General features: G+C 72.6%; 23 protein-coding genes. 15 read left to right on the top strand and 8 right to left on the bottom strand.

Translation table 11 applies throughout. The features are described 5' to 3' along the window. Positions 1–19: 19 nt before the first annotated feature. The 3 genes from ACIO5E_RS20340 to ACIO5E_RS20330 all read right to left on the bottom strand — a co-directional run bounded on the left by ACIO5E_RS20340 (position 20) and on the right by ACIO5E_RS20330 (position 4,297). Entirely contained in the window at positions 20–1,417 is a 1,398-nt protein-coding gene (locus tag ACIO5E_RS20340) for a metallopeptidase TldD-related protein (protein WP_400669615.1), read from the bottom strand. Beyond that, positions 1,417–2,970 (bottom strand): TldD/PmbA family protein, encoded by a 1,554-nt coding sequence (locus ACIO5E_RS20335; RefSeq protein ID WP_400670329.1) that lies wholly within the window; start codon positions 2,968–2,970, stop codon positions 1,417–1,419. The genes ACIO5E_RS20340 and ACIO5E_RS20335 overlap by 1 nt, the downstream gene beginning before the upstream one ends. A gap of 181 nt (positions 2,971–3,151) precedes the next feature. Further along, entirely contained in the window at positions 3,152–4,297 is a 1,146-nt protein-coding gene (locus ACIO5E_RS20330; RefSeq protein WP_400669613.1) for an MBL fold metallo-hydrolase, read from the bottom strand. 348 nt (positions 4,298–4,645) lie between these two features. Between ACIO5E_RS20330 and fabG the strand changes: the two genes are divergently transcribed. Both fabG and fabI read left to right on the top strand, forming a co-directional pair. Then, a complete protein-coding gene (gene fabG, locus ACIO5E_RS20325) occupies positions 4,646–5,365 on the top strand; it encodes a 3-oxoacyl-[acyl-carrier-protein] reductase (RefSeq protein ID WP_400669611.1) in 720 nt (239 codons plus the stop codon). 2 nt (positions 5,366–5,367) lie between these two features. Beyond that, a complete protein-coding gene (gene fabI / locus ACIO5E_RS20320; protein ID WP_400669608.1) occupies positions 5,368–6,135 on the top strand; it encodes an enoyl-ACP reductase FabI in 768 nt (255 codons plus the stop codon). A gap of 67 nt (positions 6,136–6,202) precedes the next feature. Here fabI and ACIO5E_RS20315 read toward each other — a convergent pair whose 3' ends face one another. After that, a complete protein-coding gene (locus tag ACIO5E_RS20315; protein WP_280678280.1) occupies positions 6,203–6,877 on the bottom strand; it encodes a FadR/GntR family transcriptional regulator in 675 nt (224 codons plus the stop codon). 128 nt (positions 6,878–7,005) lie between these two features. Here ACIO5E_RS20315 and ACIO5E_RS20310 point away from each other — a divergent pair, with 128 nt between their 5' ends. From ACIO5E_RS20310 to ACIO5E_RS20300, 3 genes are all read left to right on the top strand, one after another. Next, the gene (locus ACIO5E_RS20310) at positions 7,006–8,292 is read left to right on the top strand and encodes a CynX/NimT family MFS transporter (RefSeq protein ID WP_400669605.1); all 1,287 of its coding nucleotides are present in this window, start codon (positions 7,006–7,008) and stop codon (positions 8,290–8,292) included. A 67-nt stretch (positions 8,293–8,359) separates the two neighbouring features. Further along, positions 8,360–8,482 carry an SGM_5486 family transporter-associated protein gene (locus ACIO5E_RS20305; RefSeq protein WP_400669602.1) on the top strand — a complete coding sequence of 41 codons (123 nt, stop codon included), beginning with the start codon at positions 8,360–8,362 and terminating at the stop codon, positions 8,480–8,482. Between the two features lie 139 nt (positions 8,483–8,621). Continuing rightward, a complete protein-coding gene (locus ACIO5E_RS20300; RefSeq protein ID WP_400669600.1) occupies positions 8,622–9,149 on the top strand; it encodes a SixA phosphatase family protein in 528 nt (175 codons plus the stop codon). A gap of 72 nt (positions 9,150–9,221) precedes the next feature. Here the strand turns inward: ACIO5E_RS20300 and serB are convergent, their stop codons facing one another. After that, positions 9,222–10,478: a phosphoserine phosphatase SerB gene (gene serB / locus ACIO5E_RS20295; RefSeq protein ID WP_400669598.1), complete on the bottom strand. Its 1,257-nt coding sequence runs from the start codon at positions 10,476–10,478 to the stop codon at positions 9,222–9,224. A gap of 214 nt (positions 10,479–10,692) precedes the next feature. Between serB and ACIO5E_RS20290 the strand changes: the two genes are divergently transcribed. From ACIO5E_RS20290 to ACIO5E_RS20280, 3 genes are all read left to right on the top strand, one after another. Beyond that, positions 10,693–13,272 carry an FHA domain-containing protein gene (locus tag ACIO5E_RS20290; RefSeq protein ID WP_400669596.1) on the top strand — a complete coding sequence of 860 codons (2,580 nt, stop codon included), beginning with the start codon at positions 10,693–10,695 and terminating at the stop codon, positions 13,270–13,272. Positions 13,273–13,485: 213 nt separating this feature from the next. Beyond that, positions 13,486–14,643, top strand: a complete 1,158-nt coding sequence (locus ACIO5E_RS20285) for a GAF domain-containing sensor histidine kinase (RefSeq protein WP_400670327.1) — start codon at positions 13,486–13,488, stop codon at positions 14,641–14,643. Further along, complete coding sequence (locus ACIO5E_RS20280; RefSeq protein ID WP_280678291.1) at positions 14,636–15,295, top strand: response regulator transcription factor; 660 nt, start codon at positions 14,636–14,638, stop codon at positions 15,293–15,295. Before ACIO5E_RS20285 ends, ACIO5E_RS20280 begins: the two co-directional genes overlap by 8 nt. 15 nt (positions 15,296–15,310) lie before the next feature. On the opposite strand, the gene ACIO5E_RS20275 is transcribed toward ACIO5E_RS20280, so the two are convergent. Continuing rightward, positions 15,311–16,114: a hypothetical protein gene (locus ACIO5E_RS20275; protein WP_400669594.1), complete on the bottom strand. Its 804-nt coding sequence runs from the start codon at positions 16,112–16,114 to the stop codon at positions 15,311–15,313. 148 nt (positions 16,115–16,262) lie between these two features. Between ACIO5E_RS20275 and ACIO5E_RS20270 the strand changes: the two genes are divergently transcribed. From ACIO5E_RS20270 to ACIO5E_RS20245, 6 genes are all read left to right on the top strand, one after another. Then, positions 16,263–17,054, top strand: coding sequence for an ABC transporter ATP-binding protein (locus ACIO5E_RS20270; RefSeq protein ID WP_280678295.1), 792 nt, complete (start codon positions 16,263–16,265; stop codon positions 17,052–17,054). 142 nt (positions 17,055–17,196) lie between these two features. Continuing rightward, positions 17,197–17,607 carry an NfeD family protein gene (locus ACIO5E_RS20265; RefSeq protein WP_400670325.1) on the top strand — a complete coding sequence of 137 codons (411 nt, stop codon included), beginning with the start codon at positions 17,197–17,199 and terminating at the stop codon, positions 17,605–17,607. Between the two features lie 10 nt (positions 17,608–17,617). Next, on the top strand, positions 17,618–18,661 hold the full coding sequence (locus ACIO5E_RS20260; RefSeq protein WP_280678297.1) for an SPFH domain-containing protein: 1,044 nt from the start codon (positions 17,618–17,620) through the stop codon (positions 18,659–18,661). A 178-nt stretch (positions 18,662–18,839) separates the two neighbouring features. Continuing rightward, positions 18,840–19,598 carry a sulfite exporter TauE/SafE family protein gene (locus ACIO5E_RS20255; protein ID WP_400669590.1) on the top strand — a complete coding sequence of 253 codons (759 nt, stop codon included), beginning with the start codon at positions 18,840–18,842 and terminating at the stop codon, positions 19,596–19,598. A gap of 112 nt (positions 19,599–19,710) precedes the next feature. Continuing rightward, a complete protein-coding gene (locus tag ACIO5E_RS20250; protein ID WP_400669587.1) occupies positions 19,711–20,016 on the top strand; it encodes a 4a-hydroxytetrahydrobiopterin dehydratase in 306 nt (101 codons plus the stop codon). Between the two features lie 94 nt (positions 20,017–20,110). Next, on the top strand, positions 20,111–22,111 hold the full coding sequence (locus tag ACIO5E_RS20245; protein WP_400669585.1) for a PQQ-binding-like beta-propeller repeat protein: 2,001 nt from the start codon (positions 20,111–20,113) through the stop codon (positions 22,109–22,111). A 72-nt stretch (positions 22,112–22,183) separates the two neighbouring features. Here ACIO5E_RS20245 and ACIO5E_RS20240 read toward each other — a convergent pair whose 3' ends face one another. Further along, positions 22,184–22,726: an HNH endonuclease gene (locus tag ACIO5E_RS20240; RefSeq protein ID WP_280678305.1), complete on the bottom strand. Its 543-nt coding sequence runs from the start codon at positions 22,724–22,726 to the stop codon at positions 22,184–22,186. A 293-nt stretch (positions 22,727–23,019) separates the two neighbouring features. On the opposite strand from ACIO5E_RS20240, the gene tyrS reads away from it, so the two are divergent. After that, on the top strand, positions 23,020–24,291 hold the full coding sequence (tyrS, locus tag ACIO5E_RS20235) for a tyrosine--tRNA ligase (protein ID WP_400670323.1): 1,272 nt from the start codon (positions 23,020–23,022) through the stop codon (positions 24,289–24,291). Positions 24,292–24,479: 188 nt separating this feature from the next. On the opposite strand, the gene ACIO5E_RS20230 is transcribed toward tyrS, so the two are convergent. Continuing rightward, positions 24,480–24,667 (bottom strand): hypothetical protein (locus tag ACIO5E_RS20230; protein WP_400669583.1); only part of this gene is annotated, 188 nt, incomplete at its 5' end.

Genomic DNA, 24,667 nt, shown 5'->3' with positions numbered 1-24,667 from the left:
TCCCCCCGTTGGTCAGCGGCTATGAGGCCTGGCTGACCGAACTCATGTTGAAGTCCGCGATACGCACGGGTGGCATCGCGGCGCGGGTGAAGTCGTCGCTCCACTCGCGGGGCAGGCAGCGCTCGGTGCGACCCGCCTCGGTGATCCGGCCGAGCAGGTCCACCGGGGACTCGTTGAACCGGAAGTTGTTGACCGCGCCGACGACTTCGCCGTTCTCGATCAGGTAGACGCCGTCCCGGGTCAGGCCGGTGAGCAGCAGCGTCGCCGGGTCCACCTCGCGGATGTACCAGAGGCAGGTGAGTAGCAGGCCGCGCTCGGTGCGGGCGATCATCTCGTCCAGGGTCGGCGCGCTGTCCTGGTCGGCCGTCTCCAGTACCAGGTTGTCGACGGCCGGGCGCAGCGGCAGGCCGGTCAGGTCGGCGGAGTGGCGGCTGGTGACCAGGTCGGCCAGCACGCCCTCGCGGATCCACTCGGTGGCGGTGATCGGCAGGCCGTTGTCGAAGACCGAGACATTCCCGTAGGTCGAGTGCGCGAGGACGAACGGCGCGGCCTCCAGGCCGGGTTCGCGCGGGTCGGAGCGCAGTGTCAGCGGCAGGGTGCCGAGCTTGTCGCCGACCCGGGTGCCGCCGCCGGGCGTGGAGAAGACCGTCCGGCCCTCGTGGGCGTCGCGGCCGCCGGCGGACCAGTTGAGGTAGACCATCAGGTCGGCGACGGCCGAGGGCGGCAGCAGCGTCTCGTAGCGGCCGGCCGGCAGGTCCACCGTGCGGGCGCCCCAGCCGAGGCGCTTGGTCAGCTCGGCGTGCAGGGCGATGACGTCCACGTCGGAGAAGTCCCGGGTGGGTGCGCCGACCCAGGCCGAGCCGGACAGGTCGGCGGTCTTGGCGTTGATCTCGACCATGCCGGTCGGCTGGTCGTGGCGCAGCCGCAAGCCGGCGGAGGTGCCCAGGTAGCTGGAGACGATCTCGTGCCGGGCGAAGCCGTACAGCAGCTCGCCCTGTGCGGCGGCCCGGGCGAAGGCCTCGCCGAGGGCCGGGCCGAAGGCGTCGAACACGGTGATCGAGGTCTCGGCGGGCGCCTCGGTGAAGTCCGGCGAGGACGGCCGCTCGGTCACCAGCGGCTGGGCGTCCTCGGCGGGGCCGGCCGCGCGGGCGGCCTCCTCGGCGGCGCGGACCAGATCCTCCACCTCCTCCGGGACGACGGCCTCGCGGGAGACCACGCCGGAGGCGGTGCCCTCGGCGCCGTCGACCGTGGCGATCACGGTGAGCCGGCGGCCCCGGGTGACGCCGTTGGTGGTGAGCGAGTTGCCGGCCCAGCGCAGGTTGGCGGTGGACTCCTCGTCGGCGATCACCACGCAGCCGTCGGCGCGGGAGAGGCCGAGTGCCAGCTCGACGAGTTCGTGGGGCTGCATCGCGGCCATCAGTGACCCGCCTCCTGCTGGGTGTTGAGCACGTTGACGTTGCGGAACAGCGCCGACGGGCAGCCGTGGCTGACCGCCGCGGTCTGGCCGGGCTGCGCCTTGCCGCAGTTGAAGGCGCCGCCGAGGACGTAGGTCTGCGGGCCGCCGACCGCCGCCATCGATCCCCAGAAGTCGGTGGTGGTCGCCTGGTAGGCGAAGTCCTTGACCTGGCCCGCGAGTTCGCCGTTCTTGATGGCGTAGGCGCGCTGGCCGGTGAACTGGAAATTGTAGCGCTGCATGTCGATCGACCAGGAGCGGTCGCCGACGATGTACAGGCCGTTCTCCACCCCGGCGAACAGGCCCTCGGTGTCCGGGCCGTCGGCGGCGGGCCGGAGCGAGACGTTGGCCATCCGCTGCACCGGCACGTGCGCGGGGGAGTCCGCGAAGGCGCAGCCGTTGGAGCGCTCGAAGCCCTTCAACCTGGCCATGCTGCGGTCGAGTTGGTATCCGACCAGGGTGCCGTCCCGAACCAGGTCCCAGGACTGGGTGGCGACGCCCTCGTCGTCGTAGCCGATGGTGGACAGGCCGTGCTCGGCGGTGCGGTCGCCGGTCACGTGCATCAGCTCGGAGCCGTACCTGAGCGAGCCGAGCTGGTCGAAGGTGGCGAAGGAGGTGCCGGCGTAGGCGGCCTCGTAGCCGAGCGCGCGGTCCAGCTCGGTGGCGTGGCCGATCGACTCGTGGATGGTCAGCCAGAGGTTGGACGGGTCGATGACCAGGTCGTAGCGGCCGGCCCGGACGCTCGGCGCCTTCATCTTCTCGGCCAGCAGGGCGGGCAGTTCGGCGAGTTCGGCGTCCCAGTCCCAGCCCGTTCCCCGCAGGTACTCGTAACCGCGCCCGACCGGCGGGGCCAGCGTGCACATCGAGTCGAAGGCCCCGGTGCGCTCGTCCACCGAGGTGGCCTCCAGGGCGGGGTGCACCCGGATCCGCTGCTGGGTGGTGACGGTGCCCGCGGTGTCCGCGTAGAACTTGTTCTCCTGGACGGTCAGCAGGCTCGCCTGGACGTGCGAGACGCCCTCGGCGGCCAGCAGCCGCGAACTCCACTCGGCGAGCAGCGCGGTCTTCTCCGCGTCCGGTACCTCGAAGGGGTTCACCTCGTACGAGGAGACCCAGGTGGCGTCCCGGTACACCGGCTCGTCGGCCAGCTCGACCCGCTCGGCGGAGCCGGCGGACCGGCTGATCCCGCCGGAGAGCCGTGCCACCGCGACGGCCTGCTCGGCGACCCGCGCCGCGGCGTCGGTGGTGAGGTCCACCCCGGCGGCGAAGCCCCAGGCGCCGTCCAGCAGCACCCGGACGGCGAAGCCGAGCTGCACGCTGTCGGAGGTGCCGGCCGGGCGGGCGTCGCGCAGCCGCCAGGCGGCGCTGCGGACCCGCTCCAGGCGGAAGTCGGCGTGGGAGGCGCCGAGTTCGCGGGCCCGGCTGAGGGCGGCGTCGGCGAGGGTGCGCAGCGGGAAGGCGAGGAACAGCGGGTCGACGGCGCGCCCGTGCGGGGCGCCGGTGCGGTCGGCCGGAGGGATCGGAGGCAAGCGGGCTCCCTGGTCGCGGAGGGTGGCGGTGCGGCGCCACACAGGGGCGCCCGCACCGCATCATTGCCCGTCCACGGGGTTTCGGCCAGCGCATTTCGGCCGGTGCGCCGCCGTTCCGGCCCGGGTGTGTCCGACCGAGCGCGCCCGGCGGGGAGGGTCGGACACGCCGCCGTCAGCCGACGGTTTCCCACCAGCCGTCGAGCTCCGGGGGGTTGTCCACGTCGACCCGCTCACCGGGGCGCGGCACGGCCAGCGGGACGGCCTGCATCTTGGCCTCGGCCAGCAGCCGTTCGACCGGCTCGGCCCACGGGTGCAGGCCCAGGTTGAAGGTGCACCAGTGCACCGGCACCAGCAGGCCGGCCCGGAGGTCGCGGTGGGCCAGCACGGCGTCCTCGGGGGTCATGTGGATGTCCGCCCAGGCCGCGTCGTAGGCGCCGATCTGCACCAGCGCGGCGTCGAAGGGGCCGTGCCGGTCGCCGATCCGGGCGTAGCCCTCGAAGTAGCCGGAGTCGCCGGTGTAGAAGACCTTGCGGTTCGGGCCGGCGATCACCCAGGAGCCCCACAGGGTGGTGTTGCGGGTCAGGCCGCGGCCGGAGAAGTGGTGCGCCGAGGTGAGGGTGAGCACCAACTCGCCGAGGGTGCAGGTCTCGTCCCAGTCCAGCTCGATGATGCGGTGCTCCGGGACGCCCCAGCGGCGCAGGTGGCCGCCGATGCCCAGGGGCACCGCGAACGGCGCGGACTGGCTGCGCACCAGGCGCTTGACCGTGGCCATGTCCAGGTGGTCGTAGTGGTCGTGCGAGATCAGCACGGCGTCGACCTGCGGCAGCTCCTCCAGCTCCACCGGCACCGGGTGCAGCCGCTTGGGGCCGACGTGCGCGGCGGGGGAGCAGCGCTCGCTCCAGATCGGGTCGAGCAGCACCCGCGAGCCCTCGATCTCCACCAGCGCGGAGGCGTGCCCGTACCAGGTGATCGCGACGCCCTCGGCGGCCGGGCCCGGCCCGGCGGCCGGGCGGACGGTCGGCACGGGGTGGGCGGGGACGCGGCCCTCGCGCTCGAACAGCATCCGGCGGATGGTGCCGCGGTCGATGTCCGGTGCGGTGGTGGCCCGGGCCAGGGTGGAGGGGGCGTTGTGGAAGACGCCGTCGCGGTACTGCGGCGAGTCGCGCACCCGCTCCTCGTGCTCGCCGTCTGGCCGTCGCCCGAACGCCGCCGGCAGGTCGCGCAGCGACCAGGCGGCCGCTCCCAGTCCGGCCGCCAGGGCGGTCAGGGCCAGCAGTCGTCCGCGTCGGTGGGTGCTCCGGGGCCGTGCCTTGGTCATGCGCCCTGCCTTCGTTCCTCGCCGGGATCCTTGGGGGATCGGTACGGCCGGTCCCGGGTCGGCCCACACCACGGGGGCAACGGGTGTGCCGGGCCGTGTTGTTCCCGTACGGTGGCCTCGGCTCGGCCCGGAATCGACCCCGGCCCGGCCCGGGCGCCGCTGCGGACGCGGTCCGATCAGGGCAGGTGAGCAGGCACGGGGCGCTGCGGGTACGGATTGTCGGATTGCGACAGTTCCTTTGGTGCGGCGCTGTGGGAGCCCGATGCGCCGCCACCGCCGACCGCCCGATAGCGTCACACTGCGTACGCGTTCCGACGTACGTGCTCACACACGGAGAGAGGTGGATCGTTGAGCCGCTCGGTTCTCGTCACCGGAGGAAACCGGGGCATCGGCCTCGCGATCGCCCAGGCCTTCGCCGAGGCGGGCGACAAGGTCGCCATCACCAGCCGTTCGGGTGAGGTGCCCGAGGCCCTGGAGAAGTACGACGTCCTCGCGGTGCGCTGTGACATCACGGACGCCGCGCAGGTCGACGCCGCCTTCTCCGAGATCGAGGAGAAGCACGGCGCGGTCGAGGTGCTGGTCGCCAACGCGGGCATCACCAACGACACCCTCCTGCTGCGCATGTCCGAGGAGGACTTCACCTCCGTCCTGGACACCAACCTGACCGGTGCCTTCCGGGTGGTCAAGCGCGCCTCCAAGCTGATGATGCGCGCCCGCAAGGGCCGCGTGGTGCTGATCTCGTCCGTGGTGGGCCTCTCCGGTTCGCCGGGCCAGGCGAACTACGCCGCGTCCAAGGCGGGCCTGGTCGGCTTCGCCCGGTCGCTGGCGCGCGAGCTGGGCCCGCGCAACATCACCGTCAACGTGGTCGCCCCCGGCTTCGTGGACACCGACATGACCGCCGTGCTCAGCGACGAGCGCCGCGCGGAGATCGTCTCGGGCGTGCCGCTGGGCCGCTACGCGTCGCCCGCCGAGGTCGCCTCCACCGTGCGGTTCCTCGGTTCGGACGAGGCCGCGTACATCACCGGAGCCGTCATTCCCGTTGACGGCGGATTGGGCATGGGTCACTGAGCATGAGTGGAATCCTTGAGGGCAAGCGGATCCTGATCACCGGTGTGCTGATGGAGTCCTCCATCGCCTTCCACGCCGCCAAGCTCGCGCAGGAGCAGGGCGCGGAGATCATCCTCACCGCGTTCCCGCGCCCGAGCCTGACCGAGCGGATCGCCAAGAAGCTGCCGAAGCCGGTCACCGTGCTGTCGCTGGACGTCTCCAGCGCGGAGGACCTGGCGGGCATCGCCGACCAGGTCCGCGAGCACCTGCCGACCCTGGACGGCATCGTCCACTCGATCGGCTTCGCCCCGCAGGACGCCCTGGGCGGCAACTTCCTGGACACCCCGTGGGAGTCCGTGGCGACCGCCATGCACGTCTCGGCGTTCTCGCTGAAGTCGCTCACCATGGCGCTGATGCCGCTGATGCAGGACGGCGGCTCGGTGGTCGGTCTGACCTTCGACGCGCAGCTCGCCTGGCCGCAGTACGACTGGATGGGCCCGGCCAAGGCCGCCCTGGAGGCCACCAACCGGTACATGGCCCGCTACCTGGGCGAGCGGGACATCCGCTGCAACCTGATCTCGGCCGGCCCGCTCGGCTCGATGGCCGCCAAGTCCATCCCGGGCTTCGGCGACCTGGCCGACACCTGGAACCACCGCTCCCCGCTCAAGTGGGACCTGAGCGACCCGGAGCCGGCCGGCCGCGGCATCGTCGCGCTGCTGTCGGACTGGTTCCCGAAGACCACCGGCGAGATCATCCACGTCGACGGCGGCCTGCACGCCATCGGCGCCTGACCGCTTCGCCGTACACCGCTGCCCGGCACCCTCGTGGGGGTGCCGGGCAGCGGCGTTCCAGGATGTCTCAGGCGTCGGCGGGGGCGCAGGCACCGATGGCGCGGCCGGCCTCGACGGACGCGCGCTGGGCGTCGCCGGCCCGGATGGCGTCCAGGATGGTGTCGTGGCCGATGTAGCGCTCGGCGATCAGCTCGGGGCCGACGTCGTGCCGCAGGTGGGCGCGGGTGACCTCGCCGAGGTCGGCGTAGACGGCGGCGAGCACGTCGTTGTGGGCGGCGGCGACGACGGCCTGGTGGAACGAGGCGTCGGCCTGGACGAAGTCCTCGGCGTCGCCGGAGTGCCAGGCGGCCTCGCGGCGGCTGATCGCGGCGTCCAGCAGGCCGAGGTCGCGGTCGGTACGGCGGACGGCGGCGAGCCCGGCCGCACAGGTCTCCAGGGCGGCCCGCAGCTCGGCGACCTGCGCCTGGTCGGCGTCGGCGAAGCGGCGGTGCATCACCCCGGCCAGTTCGCTGGTGGCCAGCACGTAGGTGCCGGAGCCCTGGCGGATGTCGAGCAGCCCGTTGTGCGCGAGGGCGCGGACGGCCTCGCGGACGGTGTTGCGGGCGACGCCGAGCTGTTCGACGAGTGCGGCCTCGGTGGGGATGCGCGAGCCGACGGGCCACTCCCCGGAGGTGATCTGGGCGCGCAGCTGCGCGATCACCTGGTCGGACAGCGGGGTGCGCCTCGGCGAGGACAGCGCCACGGGGACTCCTTGCGACTACGGGTGGGTGGACGGGGCCGGTGGGTGGAGGCCCCGGTGGGGGAGCGGGTCGGCACATCATGCCAATTCCAAGGTGCATCAATTCATCCCATCATTCTATGATGGCGTCCATGCCTCCCGCAGCAGACACCACCGCCTCCCGACGAACCGAGGCCCGGCCGCAGACCGAGCGGCCCTCCACCACCCCCTCCGCCAAGTACCTCGGCTGGCTGTTCGCCGTCGCGATCGCCGCCGCCGCCTTCAACCTGCGCCCCGTGGTCACCAGCCTCGGGCCGCTGCTCGACCAGGTCCGCACCGACCTCGGGATGAACCCGACGCTCGCCGGGCTGCTCACCGCCGTCCCGTCGCTCTGCTTCGGTGTGTTCGGCTTCGCCGCGCCCTCGATGGCCCGGCGGATCGGCCCGATCGCGGTGATCGCCGCCGGCATGGGCGCGATCACCGCGGGCGTGCTGGCCCGCTCCTTCGCCGGTGGCACCGCGGTGTTCCTGCTGCTGACGGCGCTCGCGCTGGCCGGCGTGGCGGTCTCCAACGTGCTGATCCCGGTGGTGATCAAGCGCTACTTCCCGGACAGGGTCGGTCCGATGATCGGCCTCTACTCGATGTCGCTGTCGGCCGGCACCGCGCTGGCCGCCGCCGTCACCGTGCCGCTGACCAGTGCGCTCGGCGGCGACTGGCGTTACGGCCTGGGCGTCTGGGCCGGCCTCGGCGCGCTGGCCCTGCTGCTCTGGCTGCCGGTGCTGCTGACCAAGCGCGAGCGGGGCGACCGCGCCGACGGCTCGGCCCCCGCCAAGCTGCCGATCACCCGCAGCCGGACGGCCTGGGCGATGGCCTGCTTCTTCGGCCTCCAGGCCACCGGCGCCTACGTGGTGATGGGCTGGCTGCCGAAGATCTTCCAGGACGCCGGCGTCGACAAGGGCACCTCCGGGGTGCTGCTCGCGATGACCATGGTGATCGGCGTGCCGGTCTCCTTCGTGCTGCCCAACCTGGCCGCCCGCCGCGGCGACCAGCGGCTGTTCGTCGTCGTGCTCGCCGCCTGCGGCATCGCCGGGTACGCCGGGCTGGCGCTGGCCCCGGCCGGTGCGCCCTGGGTCTGGGCGGTCCTGGTGGGACTGTCCAACTGCGCCTTCCCGCTGGTGCTGACGATGATCGGGCTGCGCGCCCGGACCGCGGGCGGGGTCGCCCAGCTCTCCGCCTTCGCCCAGGGCGTCGGCTACCTGATCTCCATCCCCGGCCCGATCCTGATCGGCCGGATCTACCAGATGACCGGCGAGTGGTACGGGCCGCTGGGCTTCCTGGCACTGCTGCTGGTGCCGCAGATGCTGTTCGGCCTGCGGGCCGCGATGGCCCGGCACATCGAGGACGAGGCGGTCCACCCCGCGGCGCAGGTCAAGGCCTGACCAAGGGCTGGCCAACGCCGAGGGGTCGGTGACCGACGGGCGTGTTCGGGGTGGAAGAATCCCGGACATGCCCGTTCTCGATCCCAACCCGACCGACGGCCGCAAGCAGCTCGGCCAGATCGCCCTGACGATCGCCGGCATCGTGGTGCTGGTGGCGATCATCGCCTCCGTCGCCGCCGCCATAGGCTGACTCCGGCCCGTTACCCGCCGGCGCCGTACACCCGGTGACGCCCGGGCGAACGGCGCGTGATGGCACTCGCCACCCCTGCGGGTGGCGGCAGCCGGGAGCGTCGCGCCGCGGAGCGGCTTTTCTGCCAAGCTTGCTGGGTATGAGCGCCGACACGCCCCGCAGGATCATCGTTCTCCGCCACGCCAAGGCCGACTGGCCCAACGGCGTGGACGACCACGAGCGGCCGCTGGCCGACCGGGGCCGCCACCAGGCCCCGGAGGCCGGCCGCTGGCTGGTCGACTCCGGCATCAACCCCGACTACGTGCTCTGCTCCACCGCGCTGCGCACCCGCGAGACCTGGAAGCTGGCGGCGCACGAGCTGCCCAAGCGGGCCCGCAAGACGGTGTACGAGGACCGGATCTACGAGGCCAGCCCCGGTGAGATCATCGCCGTCCTCCAGGAGACCCCGGAGGAGTACTCGGACGTCGTACTGGTCGGCCACAACCCCGGCTTGCTGGGCCTGACCCAGGTGCTGGCCGGGGACGCGGGCGACCGGGACGCGCTGGAGCGGCTGCGGCTCGGGGGCTTCCCGACGGCGGCGATCGCGGTGCTCAGCTTCGGCGGCTCCTGGAAGGGCGTCGAGCCGGGCATGGCCGAGCTGGTGTCGTACTACACGCCGCAGGACTGATCCCCCGGGGATCCCTGACGAGGATGGGCGCGCGGACAGGTCCGCGCGCCCCTCTCATACGTCCTCAGGCCCCTACTCGGTCACGCTGCCGTCGAGCGCGTCGGCCGCCTCGACCTCCTCGCGGGTGATGCCCAGCAGGTACAGCACGGTGTCCAGGAACGGCACGTTGACCGCGGTGTCGGCGGCCTCGCGCACCACCGGCTTGGCGTTGAACGCCACGCCCAGCCCGGCCGCGTTCAGCATGTCCAGGTCGTTGGCGCCGTCGCCGATCGCCACCGTCTGCTCCAGCGGCACCTTCGCCTGCTCGGCGAACCTGGCCAGCCAACGCGCCTTGCCCGCCCGGTCCACGATCTCGCCGGTCACCCGGCCGGTGAACCGGCCGTCCACCACCTCCAGGGTGTTGGCCGCCGCGAAGTCCAGCCCCAGCTGCTCGACCAGGTGGTCGGTGACCTGGGTGAACCCGCCCGAGACCACCGCGACCTGGAAGCCCAGGCGCTGCAGGGTGCGGATCAGGGTGCGCGCGCCCGGCGTGAAGCGGACCTCCGCGCGCACCTTCTCGGTCACCGAGGCGTCCAGCCCGGCCAGCAGTGCCACCCGGGCCCGCAGCGACTCGGCGAAGTCCAGCTCGCCGCGCATCGCCGCCGCCGTCACCTCGGCGACCTCCTCCTCGCAGCCCGCGTGGGCCGCGAACAGCTCGATCACCTCGTCCTGGATGAGCGTGGAGTCGACGTCCATCACCACCAGGCGCTTGGCCCGGCGCTCCAGTCCGGCCGCGACCACCGCGACGTCCACCCGCTGGGTGGACGCCTCCTGGGCCAGCTCGGCCCGCAGCTCGTCGGTGGCCACACCGGACACGGCCAGCTCGACCGCCGTCACCGGGTACTTGGCGAGCCGGAAGACGCGGTCGATGTTGCCGCCCGCCGCGGTGATCCGGGAGGTGAGCGCGGAGACCGCGGCGGAGGTCAGCGGGTGGCCGAGCACGGTGACGTGCGAACGGCCCTCGCGGCGCGGCCGGTTGTCGCCGATGCCGGAGAGGATCTCGGCCTGGAGCTTCTGCTCCTCCGCCCAGCGGTGCACGGTGGCCCGCAGGCCGCCCTCGGCGCCGGGGGCGGTGGGCGGGGTGACCAGTGCGCAGAGCGTGATGCGGCCACGGGTCACGACCTGCTCGATGTCGATCACGTCGACGGCGAAGCCGGCGAGGGTGGTGAAGAGGCCGGCGGTGATGCCGGGGCGGTCCTTGCCGAACACCTTGACGAGCAGGGTGCGCTCGTCCGCGGTCCGGGGCTGGGCGGCGGGGAGGGGCTCAGCGGCCAGGGGCGATGCGTTCATGGTGCCTCCCACGCTACCCGCCGACCGGCGGGCCCAGGGCACCCGTCCCACGTCGCGGACGGGTGCCCGGGTAGCAGGCTGGTCACAGTCACCCGGGGTGACTTTTATCGGCGGTCGGCAGGCTGGAATGATTCCCCCCGTCAGTTTCAGAAACATCGCACCCCTGGTCGGGGGCCACAATTCGGGGGAACCGAGAGAGCGGGGCAGGCGAGCAGTGCCGCAACTCGTCATTGATATCAACGGACAGCAGCGGACTCTTGAGCCCGGGCGGTCCTACACCATCGGGCGCAACCCGCAGTCGGACTTCCCGTTCGAGGACGCCAGGGTCTCCTGGCACCACGGGACCATCAGCTTCACCGGTAGCAGCTGGCAGCTGGACGACCACGGCAGCACCAACGGCACCTACGTGGCCGGCGCCCGTACGATGCAGGCCCAGCTGTTCCCCGGCGCCGTCGTCAACCTCGGCAACCCCGAGAACGGCCCCCGGCTCGGCTTCTCCGCGCCCGCCCACGTCGCCGCCCCGCACGCCGCCGCCCCCCAGGCCCCGGCCTGGCACGAGGCCGCCACCAGCCGCGGCGCCGTGCCGACGCCCCAGCCGCCGGGCCCGCAGCAGGGCTGGGCGCCGCCACCGGCCCCCTTCCCGCCGCAGCCCGAGCAGGCCTGGGCGGGACAACCGCAGCCGTTCCCGCAGCAGCAGGCCTTCCCGGCCCAGCAGGGCGGCTTCCCGCAGCAGCAGGCCTTCCCGCCCGCCGCCCAGGACGCCGGCGGCCCGCAGCCGACGATCATCCGCAACCTGACGGCCGCGATGCGCACCGTCCGGATCGGCCGCGCGCTCGACAACGACATCGTGGTCTCCGACCTCCAGGTCTCCCGCCACCACGCCGAACTGCGTCAACTCCAGGACGGCCGCTACGAGATCGTCGACCTCGGCAGCCACAACGGGATCTTCCTCAACGGCGAGCGGGTGCAGCGCCAGCTGATGGGCCCGCAGGACCGGCTGACCGTCGGGCACTCCAGCTTCGTCCTGGTCGGCGACCAGCTGCAGGAGTTCGTCGACACCGGTGCGGTCTCCTTCTCGGCCCGCCACCTGACCGTCGAGGTCGAGCACAAGGGCGCCAAGAAGGTCCTGCTCAACGACGTCAGCTTCGGCGTCCCGGAGAAGTCCCTGGTCGCCGTCATCGGCCCGTCCGGCTCCGGCAAGTCGACCCTGCTGCGCGCCCTCACCGGCTACCGCCCGGCCGACCGCGGCGAGGTGCTGTACGACGGCCGCAACCTCTACAAGCAGTTCGCCGAACTCCGCTCGCGCATCGGCCTGGTGCCGCAGTCCGAGATCCTGCACAAGGAACTCACCGTCCGCACCGGACTCAAGTACGCGGCCCGGCTGCGCTTCCCCGGTGACACCGAGGCGCGCGAGCGCGAGGCCCGGATCGACGAGGTGCTGTACGAGCTGCGCCTGGACAAGCGCGCCGACAACCGCATCACCGCGCTCTCCGGCGGCCAGCAGAAGCGCGTCTCGGTGGCCCTGGAGCTGCTCACCAAGCCGTCGCTGATCTTCCTGGACGAGCCCACCTCGGGCCTCGACCCGGGCATGGACCGCGAGGTCATGCAGATGCTGCGCGGCCTCGCCGACGACGGCCGCACCATCCTGGTCGTGACCCACTCGGTGGCCGAACTCGCGCTCTGCGACCGGCTGCTGGTGATGGCTCCGGGTGGATCGGTGGCCTACTTCGGCCCGCCGGACGAGGCGCTGCACTTCTTCGGGTACGAGACCTGGGCGGACGTCTTCCAGGCCTTCGAGAACTACCCGGACCACGACTGGGCCGGCCGCTACCGCGGTTCGGTGCACTACCAGCAGTACTCCGCCCCCGACGTGGACGCGGGCGAGGTGCAGCACGCCCAGGTCGCGCAGGAGGCGGTCCGCCCGCCCAAGCCGCAGAGCTGGGGCTCGCAGCTGTGGACGCTGATCCGCCGTTACCTGTCGGTGCTCGCCTCGGACCGCGGCTTCCTGGCCCTGTCGGTGCTGCTGCCCGCCGTCATCGGCGCGGTCAGCGTGCTGGTGCCCAACGAGGCGGGCCTGGCGCCCAACCCGAAGACGCAGCTCCACCTCAACAGCGGCGCGGCGACGATCCTCATGATCCTGGCGATCGGCGCCTGCTTCTCCGGGGCGGCCAACTCGGTCCGCGAGTTGATCAAGGAGCGGGCGATCTACGAGCGAGAACGGGCCACCGGGCTCTCCCGCTCGGCGTACATGATGTCCAAGATCATCGTGCTGGGCTTCTTCAGCGTGATCCAGGGCGCCATCGTCTCCGCCGTCGGCTTCCTGCCGCGCAAGCTCCCCGAGCACGGCCTGATCGTCAAGAACCTGCCGATCATCGAGATGACCATCGGCATGATCCTGCTCAGCTTCACCGCGATGATGTTCGGCCTGATGATCTCGGCCCTGGTGAAGACCTCCGAGAAGACCATGCCGCTGCTGGTCATGTTCGCGATCATCCAGGTCGTCTTCACCGGCTGCCTGTTCCAGATCTTCAGCAAGCCCGGCCTGGAGCAGGGCGCCTGGCTGATGCCGGCCCGCTGGGGCACCGGCATCGTGGCCACCACGCTCGACCTGTCGAAGCTCATGGGCCCCTGGAACAAGGACTTCCAGAACCCCAAGTACGACCCGCTGTGGACCAACAGCGTCGCCCAGTGGTCGATCGACGCGGGCGCGCTGATCGTGATCTCGATCGTCATCGGCGTCGTCGTGACCAGGCTCCAGCGCCGCCACGAGCCCGAGGTCATGCAGAAGGGCTGAGCCTTTCCCGACCGCCGAAGGGGTGGCCCTCCCACTGGGGGAGGGCCACCCCTTCGGCGTCCGGTCCTAGGACCTCGGACCTGCGCCCGCCCCGGCCGGGGACGGACGCGGCGGCGCCCGTGGCGGCGGTAGTTTGGCGGTATGCCCAGCACGCCCGACGGTCACCCGAGCCCGGCCGGCCCGTACCTCGACCACGTCAGCCCGGCCCGCCCGATGCCCGGCTGCGACCCCTGCCTGGCCGGCATCGAGGCCGTCAGCCAGGCGCTGCTCGCGATGAGCCGGCACCTGGAGGTCCGCGAGGTGCTGCGCCGCATCACCGCCTCCGCCCGCGACCTCCTCGGCGCCGAGTACGCGGCCCTGGGAGTGCCCGACGACCACGGCGGCTTCGCCCAGTTCGTCGTCGACGGCGTCACCGACGAGCAGTGGCGGGCGATCGGCCCGCTGCCCCGCCAGCACGGCGTGCTCGCCAAGATGCTGCACGAGACCGGCCCCACCCGGCTCGCCGACGTCCGCAAGGCCCCGGCCTTCGGCGGCTGGCCGGCCGCCCACCCCGAGATGGACGCCTTCCTCGGCATGCCGATCCTGGACACCGACGCCGCCGAGGACGAACCGCAGGTCACCGGCGTCATCTTCCTCGCCAACAAGCGCGGCGGCGGCCTGTTCACCGACCACGACGAGGAACTGCTGCGGATACTCGCCGCGCACGCCGCCCTCGCCCTGTCCAACGCCCGCCTGTACGAGCGCAGCCGCGAACTCACCCTGGCCGGCGAACGCGCCCGCATCGCCCACGACCTGCACGACGCCGTCTCGCAGAAGCTCTTCTCGCTGCGGCTCACCGCCAAGGCCGCCGCCACGCTCGTCGACCGCGACCCGGCCCGGGCCCGCGCCGAACTCGCCGAGGTCGCCCGGCTCGCGGCCGAGGCCGCCGACGAACTGCGCGCCGTCGTCGTCGAGTTGCGCCCCGCCGCGCTGGAGGAGGACGGGCTGAGCGCCACCCTCGCCTCCCAGGTGCAGGTCCTGGACCGGGCCCACACCGCGGACCTCGCCTTCGCCGCCGACAAGGTCCGCGCCCTGCCGCCCGCGCAGGAGGCCGCCCTGCTGCGGGTCGCCCAGGAGGCGCTGCACAACGCGCTGCGCCACTCCGGCGCCGGCCGCGTCACCGTCACCCTGGCCGGCACGCCCGCGCGCGGCGCCGTCCTGCGGGTGCGCGACGACGGGCACGGCTTCGACCCCGAGTCCGTCCGCCGGGCGGGCCGCCACCTCGGTCTGGCCTCGATGCGCGACCGCGCGGCCGCCGTCGGCGGCACGCTCACCCTGGAGTCCGCCCCCGGCCGGGGGACGCTCGTCGAGATGGAGGTCCCCGGTGCCTGACAGCACGCCGTCGATCCGTGTCCTGCTGGTCGACGACCACCAGGTGGTCCGCCGCGGGCTGCGCACGTTCCTGGAGGTCCAGGACGACATCGAGGTGGTTGGCGAGGCCGCCGACGGGGCGGAGGGCGTCGACCGCGCCCGCGAGCTCGACCCCGACGTCGTGCTGATGGACCTCAAGATGCCCGGCGTCGACGGCATCGAGGCGCTGCGCACGCTCAAGGGGGAGGGCAGCCGGGCCCGGATCCTGATCGTGACCAGCTTCACCGAGCACCGCACGATGGTCCCCGCGCTGCGGGCCGGCGCCGCCGGGTACGTCTACAAGGACGTCGACCCGGAGGCGCTGGCCGGCGCGATCCGCTCGGTGCACGCCGGCCACGTCCTGCTCCAGCCGGAACTGGCCGAAGCGCTGCTCGCCGACGACGGCCCGCGCGCCCCGCAGGGCCGCGGCGGCACTCTCACCGAACGCGAGCGCGAGGTCCTCGGCCACATCGCCGACGGCCGCTCCAACCGGGAGATCGCCCGCAGCCTGCACCTGTCGGAGAAGACGGTGAAGACCCACGTCTCCAACATCCTGATGAAGCTGGACCTCGCGGACCGCACCCAGGCGGCGCTGTGGGCCGTCCGCAACGGCGAGGCCCGGGGGGACGGCTGACCGGTCCTGGCGCGGCTAGCGTTCCTCGCGCTCGTCGACCAGCGCGTTGTACGCCGCCACCTGTGCCCGCCGGGCGGTGCGCCGCAGCGGCGCCAGCACCGACTGCCGCGCCGCCATCTCGGAGGCGCTGACCGCCGCGCCGTGCCCGCCCGCGGCGATGTCCAGCAGCGCCGACACCTGCCGGGCCGACTCCAGCACCCGCACGGCGCGCGGCGGGTACCCCGGCGCCAGCAGCTCGACGTGCCCGCGCCTGCGGTACGCCTCCAGCGCCCGCAGCGCCTCCGGCCCGGCGCCCGCCACGTCCAGCCGGGTCAGCAGGAGGGTCGCCTCGCGCAGCCCGTCGGTCAGCTCCCGTTCGGCCTCGTGCAGCGACGGGACGTCGGCCGGCGGTGTGTCGTTGATCTCAAGGCAGCGCCACAGCACCGTCGCCGAGCGGTCCCCGACCGGGCCGAACACCGTCACCTCCGGCACGAGCCCGAGCGGGACGCCCACCGCCAGCACCGCCTCGCCGGCGCCCATCGCGAGCTCGTTGAACCGCGCCGGGCCGGTCAGCCCGAGCGGGTGCCCGGCGGACGGCAGCGCCAGCCGCAGGCCCTTCACGCCCAGCACCCGCAGCCGTCCCAACGCCCAGGTGAGGCCGTGCCGCTCGCCCGGCTCGTCCCCGGGCAGACCGGTCACCCGGTGGCTCTCGTCGTCGCCCAGAACGGCCGCGGCGGCGTTGTCGGGCGGTACCAGACCGGCCAGCAGGGCGTTGCCCCACGCGGTCAGCCGCCCCGAACGGGGTTCTTCGTACGGATTGTCGGCAGGAGTCGCGAGCATCCGGCCAGCCTACGGAATCGGCGGTCATCCGCGTGGCGTAGGTTTGCCCATGCGTGTGCGGCGCACCCACCCCGTGCCCACCGGCTGCCGGAGTAGGCTCGCCGCCCGCACCGACGGCCGAGATTCTTGTATTGGGGAAGGCGTAGGCATGAGCGACGTGCTGGAGCTGGTGGACGTATCCGTGGTCCGGGAAGGGCGCGCGCTGGTCGACCAGGTCTCGTGGTCCATCTCCGAGGGGGAGCGCTGGGTCATCCTCGGCCCCAACGGCGCCGGGAAGACCACGCTGCTGCAGATCGCCGCCACCTACCTGTTCCCGACCGCGGGCAAGGTGTCGGTGCTGGGCGAGAAGCTGGGCGAGGTCGACGTCTTCGAACTGCGCTCCCGGATCGGGCTGGCCGGCGCCGCCATGTTCGACAAGCTGCCGGCCGAGCAGACCGTGCTGCAGACCGTGCTGACCGCCGCCTACGGCATGACGGTCAGCTGGCAGGAGACCTACGAGCAGTCCGACGAGTCCCGCGCGCTCGCGCTGCTCGACCGGCTCGGCATGTCCAACCTCACCGGCCGCAAGTTCGGCACCCTCTCCGAGGGCGAGCGCAAGCGCACCCTGATCGCCCGCGCCCTGATGACCGACCCCGAGCTGCTGCTGCTCGACGAGCCGGCGGCCGGCCTGGACCTCGGCGGCCGCGAGGACCTGGTCCGCCGGCTCGGCGCACTCGCCCAGGACGAGTTCGCCCCGGCGATGGCGATGGTCACCCACCACGTCGAGGAGATCGCGCCGGGCTTCACCCACGTCCTGATGATCCGCCAGGGCAAGGTGCTCACCGCCGGTCCGATCGACACCGAGCTGACCGCCCGTAACCTCTCCAAGTGCTTCGGCCTGCCGCTCACCCTGGAGCGCCACGGGGACCGCTGGTCGGCGCAGGGCCTGCCGCTGGGCTGAGCCCCCGCCGCCCCTCCGTACGCCACGCCCGCGGGGTCTCCGGAGACCGGTCGCACGTGCGACCGGTTTCCGCCCCTCGACCTGCGGGAACTGTCCGCCTCGAAGGCCCTTCGCTCCCTAGGATGGACACGTGGACAGCTGGATCTGGTGGCTCCTGGCCGCCGTCGGGCTCGGCATACCGCTGGTGCTGACCGCGATGCCGGAGTTCGCCATGTTCGCGGTCGGTGCGCTGGCGGCCGCCGGCGTGGCCGGGCTGGGTGCGGGAGCGGTCTGGCAGACCCTGACCTTCATCGCGGTCTCGGTCTCGCTGCTGGTCGTCGTCCGCCCGATCGCCTACCGGCAGCTGCGGCAGGGCCCGCACGTCAAGATGGGCATCGAGGCGCTCCAGGGTGCCACCGCGGTCGTCGCGGAAACAGTCGACGGGGAGGGCGGACGGATCAAGCTGAACGGCGAGATCTGGTCGGCCCGCGCGCTCCACCCGGACAGCGTGTACCAACCGGGGCAGCAGGTCGACGTCGTCGAAATCCAGGGCGCGACCGCCCTGGTCATCTAGGGGAGAGTCCGTGGAACCCGTCCTTATCGTCCTGGTCGTCCTGGTCGTGGTGGCCTTCATCGCGTTGATCAAGACGATCCAGGTCATCCCGCAGGCCAGCGCCGCGATCGTGGAGCGCTTCGGCCGCTACACCCGGACGCTCAACGCAGGGCTGAACATCGTCGTCCCGTTCATCGACCGGGTCCGCAACCGGATCGACCTGCGCGAGCAGGTCGTGCCGTTCCCGCCGCAGCCGGTGATCACCCAGGACAACCTGGTCGTCAACATCGACACGGTGATCTACTACCAGGTCACCGACCCGCGCGCGGCCACCTACGAGGTCGCGAGCTACATCCAGGCCATCGAGCAGCTGACCGTCACCACGCTGCGCAACATCATCGGCTCGATGGACCTCGAATCCACCCTGACCTCGCGCGAGGTCATCAACGCCGGCCTGCGCGGCGTCCTGGACGAGGCCACCGGCAAGTGGGGCATCCGGGTCAACCGCGTCGAGCTGAAGGCGATCGAGCCGCCGACCTCCATCCAGGACTCGATGGAGAAGCAGATGCGCGCCGACCGTGACAAGCGCGCCGCGATCCTCACCGCCGAGGGCCAGCGGCAGGCCCAGATCCTCAAGGCCGAGGGTGAGAAGCAGGCCGACGTCCTGCGGGCCGAGGGTGAGGCGCAGGCCGCGGTGCTGCGCGCCGACGGTGAGGCGGCCGCGATCCGGACGGTCTTCGAGGCCATCCACGACGGCGACGCCGACCAGAAACTGCTCGCCTACCAGTACCTGCAGACCCTGCCCGAGCTGGCCAAGGGCGACTCCAACAAGCTCTGGATCATCCCCAGCGAGGTCGGCGACGCCCTCAAGGGCCTCGGCGGCGCGTTCGGCGGGCTGACCGGCAACGCCAACGGCGGTGCGGTCGCCGCCCCGAGCATCCCGCCGGCGGCCCCCGCGGCCACCCAGGTGCCGCTCGACCCGGCGGCCGGCCCGCGCCCGGTGGACACCGAGAAGGGTGCCGCCCGCCCCCGGGTGGACCCGGCCCGCGAGTACCGCAAGATCGACCCGGAGTGACCGGCTGAGCCTCCTCCGGGCCGGGGCCGGTCCGTGAAGGCGCTCCCAGGGGCCTGCCGCCGTACGGTGGCGGGCCCCTGGTGTTGTGGCGTACGTCCCGAATCGTGGGCGGCTCTGGTCCGGCCGGTCGGCCGTCCGGCATGATCCCCTCGGACAGGACCGAGAGGAGAGGTGACCCATGACGCTCTGGGAAGCGATCGCCGTCCTGGTGGCGGGCGTCGGTGCCGGGATGATCAACGTGATCGTCGGCTCCGGCACGCTGATCACGTTCCCGGTGCTGCTCGCCGTCGGCCTTCCACCGGTCACCGCCAACGTCTCCAACTCCTTCGGCCTGGTGCCCGGTTCGCTCAGCGGCGTGATCGGCTACCGCCGCGAGCTGGCCGGGCAGGGGCGTCGACTGCTGCGCCTGGGCACCGCCTCGTTGCTGGGCGGACTGGTCGGGGCGCTGCTGCTGATCAGGCTGCCGAGCGGCGCCTTCGACGCGATCGTCCCGGTGCTGATCCTGCTCGCCCTCGTCCTGGTGGTGGTCCAGCCCCGGGTCGCCAAGGCGGTCGCCGCCCGCCGCCGCCCCGACGGGGACCCGGACGGCAGCTGGGTGCTGCTCGTCGGGGTCTTCCTCACCGGCATCTACGGCGGCTACTTCGGCGCGGCGCAGGGCGTCCTGCTGATGGCGCTCATGGGCATGCTGCTCCAGGAGGACCTGCAGCGGATCAACGCCGTGAAGAACGCCCTGGCGATGATCGTCAACAGCGTCGCCGCGCTCTTCTTCCTGTTCACCTCCACCGTCGACTGGGCGGCCGCCGGGCTGATCGCGGTCGGCTCGCTGGTCGGTGGCATGGTAGGGGCCAAGGTCGGCCGCCGCCTCCCGCCGACCGCGCTGCGCGGGATCATCGTGGTGGTCGGCCTCGTCGCCGTCACCAAGCTGCTGATGAGCTGAGCATCCGCCGGGAGGTTGTCCGCGCGGGGCTGTGTCGCCCGCTGCGGGCGGCCTCGGCTCGGTATGTTCCTCGGAGTACAGGCCTGACCGGACGACGAACGGGAGCGCTTCGATGAGCAGCAGGGCACGGCTGAGCGAGGACGAGATCACGGCGGCCCTGGCGGCGCTGCCGCAGTGGACCCGGGAGGGCGACAGCATCGCCCGCAGTGCCGCCGCCCCCGACTTTCCGGCGGCGATCCGGGTGGTCGTCGCCGTCGCCGAGCAGGCCGAGGCGCTCGACCACCACCCCGACATCGACATCCGCTGGCGCACCGTGCGCTTCGTCCTCTCCACCCACAGCGCGGGCGGGCTCACCGGCCTGGACTTCAGCCTGGCCGCCCGGATCGACGAGGCGCTGCGCGCAGAGTCCGCGGGCTGAGCCGCGGGCCGACCGAGGCCGGGGTGGCGCGCTCCGACGGGCGTGAGATGCTGACTGCCGCACATCGGCAGGCGGCTCGGGAGGGACGGAACGGATGGCGCAGGAGCCCTTCGGAGACGCCCAGCAGCAGCCGTGGTACCCCCAGGGCCAGCACGGCCAGCAGGTCTGGTCGGGCGGCGGGTACCACGAGGCGCAGTCACACTCGCAGTCGCAGTCGCAGGAGCCCCAGCAGTCGCAGCAGTCGTCGCAGCAGGAGTACTGGCAGACGACGGCGGGCTACGGCCAGAGCGCGTACGGGGACGGCGGGTACGGGCAGACCCTGCAGTACGGGCAGGGCGAGTACGGCCAGACCGGGTACGTGCAGGGCGGCCACGTCCAGGGCGGCTACGCCGAGGAGCAGTACCAGGCGTACCACCAGTACCCGGACCAGTCCGCGGAGCAGTTCGCGGCCTACGGGCAGCAGCCGTACGAGCCGTACGCCGTCCCGCAGCAGCCCGCGGGGGAGGGGCTGTACGTTCCGGCGGGGGCGGAGTACTCGGCCGACGGGTACGTGCACATCGAGGACGCGGAGCCCGTTCCGGCGGAACCGCCCACGGAGTCCGAGCCGGAGCCGGAGGCCGAACCCGTCGCGTCGTCGCGGGCCGCCGCCCGGCGGGTCGGCGCCCCCAAGGCCGGTTCCCCCAAGGCCGGTTCCTCGAAGGCCGGTTCCTCGAAGGTCGGCCCCTCGCAGGCCGGCTCCTCGCTCTCGGCCAAGGCCCGGGCCGCCGCCGGAGCCGTGCTCTCCGGCGAGCACGTGCCCAGTCGGCGGACCCTGCTGGTGCGCACCGGCGCCGGGGTGGCCGCGTTGGGCGTGCTGATCGCGGCCGGTCTGATGGTCGGTGCCGAGGGCGGCGGGACGGCGGCCGCCGACAGCGGCGGGGAGCCGGGTTTCGCCGTCGCGCACACCAGGGTCTGGTCCGCCCAGCCCGCCGCGGCCGGCCAGGCGGGCGACGACACGCTGGTCGGCGGCTGGCTGCTGGCCGGCGCGGTGGTCCGGGCCGACGCCTCCGGCGTGCGCGCCTACGACCTGGCGGCGGGCAAGCCCGTCTGGTCGGTCGAGCCGCCGGCCGCCGGGGCCGTCCCGTGCGGGCTGTCGGCGGGTGTGAACCAGGCCGGGCTGGGCGCGGTGCTGTTCCGGGCCCAGGCCGACCCGAAGAGCCCGTGCACCCTGGTCGCCGCGGTGGACACCAAGACCGGCAAGACCGCGTGGACGAAGACCGTCTCGGATGCCAAGGGCGCCTACGGCGCGCGGATCGGCGTCACCGAGGACAAGGTGATCGCGGTCGGCGACGACCGGGCCGTCGCCTGGGAGTCCGCGGACGGCAAGGACGTCTGGCAGTACACCGGGCAGGGCAAGTTCTGCACGCTGTCCGGCGGCGTCACCGGCAAGACCGTGCTGGTCGCCTCCTCCTGTGCCGACTCGACCCCCGCCGACCAGGCCGTCGCACTGAACACGGCGGACGGCAAGGTCGCCTGGTGGCGCGGCCTGAACAACCGGCCGAAGACGGTGACCGTCCTCTCCGCCGAGCCCTCCGTGGTCCTCACCACGGGCGAGAAGCCCGCGGACGACCGGGTGTTCGCCTGGGGAGCGGGCGGCGACCCGGCCGCCGAGATCCCGGTGGTCGGCGACGGCGGCCGGTTGGGCGTCGGCCACGGCACGTTCTCGGCCACTCCCGAGGTGTTCTTCCAGGACCGCACGATGGTCACCACGCTCGTCCCGGCGAACGGCGGCGGACCGGTCGCTGCGGTCGGTTACGACCTCGACACCGGCAAGCAGCGCTGGAAGGCGCCGACCGCCGCCAAGGGCACCGTCCGGGCGGTCGGCGTCGACGGCGGCGCGCTGGTGCTCGCCGCCGACGAACGCCGCGACCAGCCCGCCCGCCTCAGCCGGTTCCCGCTGGCCGGCGGGCAGGAGGCGACCGGCGGAAACTTCCCGTCGGGCACCGGCTCGCTGCTGGTCTCCGGACGGGTGCTGATCGGCGGCGGCCGGGTGGTCGTGATACCCGAGCACTCGGCCAACTACGGCACGGCGGCGGGCTACCAGGCGAAGGGCTAGCCCCGGCCCCGTCGCCCCTGCCGGTCCCGTCGCACGCGTCGCCGGGCTCGCCGTACGACTCCGGAGGGCTGCTCACGCTGCGGGGAGGGCCGCCGGAGCGGACTGGCCCGGAACGGGCGGCAGCCAGTCGGCCAGCTCCCGGGCCTCCGAGCCGCGCAGACCGAGCGCCAGCATCAGGGTGGCCTGCGGCGTCGGCACGAACGGCCGACGCAGCAGCTTCATCCCGGCCTGCTCCGGCGTCCGGTCCGCCTTGCGCTGGTTGTCCTCCGCGCACGCGGCCACGGTGTTCAGCCAGCTGTCCTCCCCACCGCGTGACCTGGGGTGCAGGTGGTCCACCGTGGTGGCCCGCCGCCCGCAGTACGCGCACAGGTGCTGGTCCCGGGCCAGGACACCCCGCCGCGACCACGGAGCCTGTTGTCGGAACGGCACCCGTACGTAGCGTTGCAGTCTGATCACCCGCGGCACCGGGACGCTGACGCCCGTCCCCCGGATCGTGCGCAGCGGATGCGCCTGCTCCACCACCGCCTTGTCCTGGAGCACCAGGACGACGGCGCGCTGGAGCGACACCGTCGTCAGGGGCTCGTAGCTCGCGTTCAGCACCAGCGTGTTGCGCACTTGGCACACCCTTCCCGCGGGCGTGCCACGGCGGCACGACCGTCTCCACACACGTCACTGCCGCCGCACGGCGGTGACACCACTCTGAACGGGCCCGTAGCCGACGAACAACGGAATTTCCGGTATCGGGGAGGCCCCCGGAGGGGCCGGGGGAGGAGCCCGGCACGGTGCCTCGGGGAAAACCTGCTGGCCCCGACCGCGTAGGCTCTACCACGCTGGAGTCGTTCCGACCCGGGGCCCGACAGAACCGGGCCGCCACCGGCCGGGCGCCCGATCGAAGGAGAAGCGTGACCGTGACGGACATCGTCGACGAGCTGCAGTGGCGTGGGCTGATCGCCCTGTCCACTGACGAGGACGCACTGCGCAAGGCGTTCGCGGACGGCCCGGTCACGTTCTATTGCGGCTTCGACCCGACGGCCCCCAGCCTGCACCTCGGCAACCTCGTGCAGATCCTCACCATGCGCCGCATCCAGCAGGCGGGGAACCTCCCGCTCGGCCTGGTCGGCGGCGCCACCGGCCTGATCGGCGACCCGAAGCCCACCGCCGAGCGTGTCCTCAACGACCCGGAGACGGTGGCCGGCTGGGTCGAGCGCCTGCGCGGCCAGATCTCGCGCTTCCTCGACTTCGAGGGTCCCTACGCGGCGCGCATGGTGAACAACCTGGACTGGACCTCCGGGATGTCGGCCATCAGCCTGCTGCGCGACGTGGGCAAGTACTTCCGCGTCAACAACATGATCGCGAAGGAGGCCGTCGCCCGACGGCTCAACTCCGACGCGGGCATCAGCTACACCGAGTTCAGCTACCAGATCCTGCAGGGCATGGACTACCTGGAGCTGAACCGCCGCTACGGCTGCACCCTGCAGACCGGCGGCAGCGACCAGTGGGGCAACCTGACCGCCGGCACGGACCTGATCCGCAAGGCCGACGGCAAGTCCGTCCACGCGCTGGCCACACCGCTGATCGTCAAGGCCGACGGCACCAAGTTCGGCAAGACCGAGTCCGGCACGGTCTGGCTCGACCCCGAGCTGACCACCCCGTACGCCTTCTACCAGTTCTGGCTGAACGCGGACGACCGGGACGTCCCCAACTTCCTGCGGATCTTCAGCTTCCGCTCGAAGGAGGAGATCGAGGAGCTGGAGCGCGAGACCACCGAGCGCCCTGCCGCCCGCCTCGCCCAGCGCGCCCTCGCCGAGGAGCTCACCACCCTCGTCCACGGCGCCGAGCAGTACGAGCGCGCGGTCGCCGCGTCCAAGGCGCTGTTCGGCCAGGGCGACCTCGCCGACCTGGAGGCCCCGACCCTGGCCGCCGCCCTGGCCGAGGTCCCGAAGGCCGAGGTGTCCGAACTCCAGCCGGTGGTCGACCTGTTGGTCGCCGTCGGCCTGGCGCCGAGCCGCTCGGCCGCCCGTCGGACGATCAAGGAGGGCGGCGCGTACCTCAACAACGTCAAGGTGACGGACGAGGAGGCAGTGCCGGCTGAGGCTGACCTGCTGCACGGCCGCTGGCTCGTACTGCGTCGCGGCAAGCGCAACCTGGCGGCGGCGGAGCTGGTTCCGGCTACGGCGTGACCGAAACACGACGCCGCTGAGCTGCGGCTTCGACCACCGAGGGCGGGATCCAGCCGGATCCCGCCCTCGGTGTTTGACGATGTCGTCCAGGTGGCCTAGTGTTGAACGAGTCGCTGAAGCGGCCACCCCACTCTGCGAGACCCACTCTCACCTCGACGCCCATTCACTTGGGTCTGTTGGCGTCCCCGTCAACCGTGGTGAGTGTGAATTTCGATTAACAGTCGGAATGCGCTAATGTGGAGGGCGTTGCGGAAAGTGAACCCGACCAGTTCGGGAAATCGGATGAATGAAACTCCGGAAAACGGAGCGGAAAACATCTGATAAGCTGGAAACACGAAAGAACGAAGCGCCCGGAGGGCCCGCTGGAAGGCGGTCC

Source organism: Kitasatospora sp. NPDC087314 (assembly GCF_044744365.1).
Classification (GTDB): Bacteria; Actinomycetota; Actinomycetes; order Streptomycetales; family Streptomycetaceae; genus Kitasatospora.
Note: the sequence above shows the minus strand (reverse complement) of the source record. Positions and strands in the feature narration are given on the sequence as shown.

What these genes read in the sequence shown, in the direction of transcription:
- ACIO5E_RS20340 (WP_400669615.1), bottom strand. Translation starts at nt 1,417, where the DNA reads ATGGCCGCGATGCAGCCCCACGAACTCGTCGAGCTGGCACTCGGCCTC.
- ACIO5E_RS20330 (WP_400669613.1), bottom strand. Translation starts at nt 4,297, where the DNA reads ATGACCAAGGCACGGCCCCGGAGCACCCACCGACGCGGACGACTGCTG.
- fabI (WP_400669608.1), top strand. Translation starts at nt 5,368, where the DNA reads ATGAGTGGAATCCTTGAGGGCAAGCGGATCCTGATCACCGGTGTGCTG.
- ACIO5E_RS20310 (WP_400669605.1), top strand. Translation starts at nt 7,006, where the DNA reads ATGCCTCCCGCAGCAGACACCACCGCCTCCCGACGAACCGAGGCCCGG.
- ACIO5E_RS20305 (WP_400669602.1), top strand. Translation starts at nt 8,360, where the DNA reads ATGCCCGTTCTCGATCCCAACCCGACCGACGGCCGCAAGCAGCTCGGC.
- ACIO5E_RS20300 (WP_400669600.1), top strand. Translation starts at nt 8,622, where the DNA reads ATGAGCGCCGACACGCCCCGCAGGATCATCGTTCTCCGCCACGCCAAG.
- serB (WP_400669598.1), bottom strand. Translation starts at nt 10,478, where the DNA reads ATGAACGCATCGCCCCTGGCCGCTGAGCCCCTCCCCGCCGCCCAGCCC.
- ACIO5E_RS20285 (WP_400670327.1), top strand. Translation starts at nt 13,486, where the DNA reads ATGCCCGGCTGCGACCCCTGCCTGGCCGGCATCGAGGCCGTCAGCCAG.
- ACIO5E_RS20275 (WP_400669594.1), bottom strand. Translation starts at nt 16,114, where the DNA reads ATGCTCGCGACTCCTGCCGACAATCCGTACGAAGAACCCCGTTCGGGG.
- ACIO5E_RS20270 (WP_280678295.1), top strand. Translation starts at nt 16,263, where the DNA reads ATGAGCGACGTGCTGGAGCTGGTGGACGTATCCGTGGTCCGGGAAGGG.
- ACIO5E_RS20255 (WP_400669590.1), top strand. Translation starts at nt 18,840, where the DNA reads ATGACGCTCTGGGAAGCGATCGCCGTCCTGGTGGCGGGCGTCGGTGCC.
- ACIO5E_RS20250 (WP_400669587.1), top strand. Translation starts at nt 19,711, where the DNA reads ATGAGCAGCAGGGCACGGCTGAGCGAGGACGAGATCACGGCGGCCCTG.
- ACIO5E_RS20245 (WP_400669585.1), top strand. Translation starts at nt 20,111, where the DNA reads ATGGCGCAGGAGCCCTTCGGAGACGCCCAGCAGCAGCCGTGGTACCCC.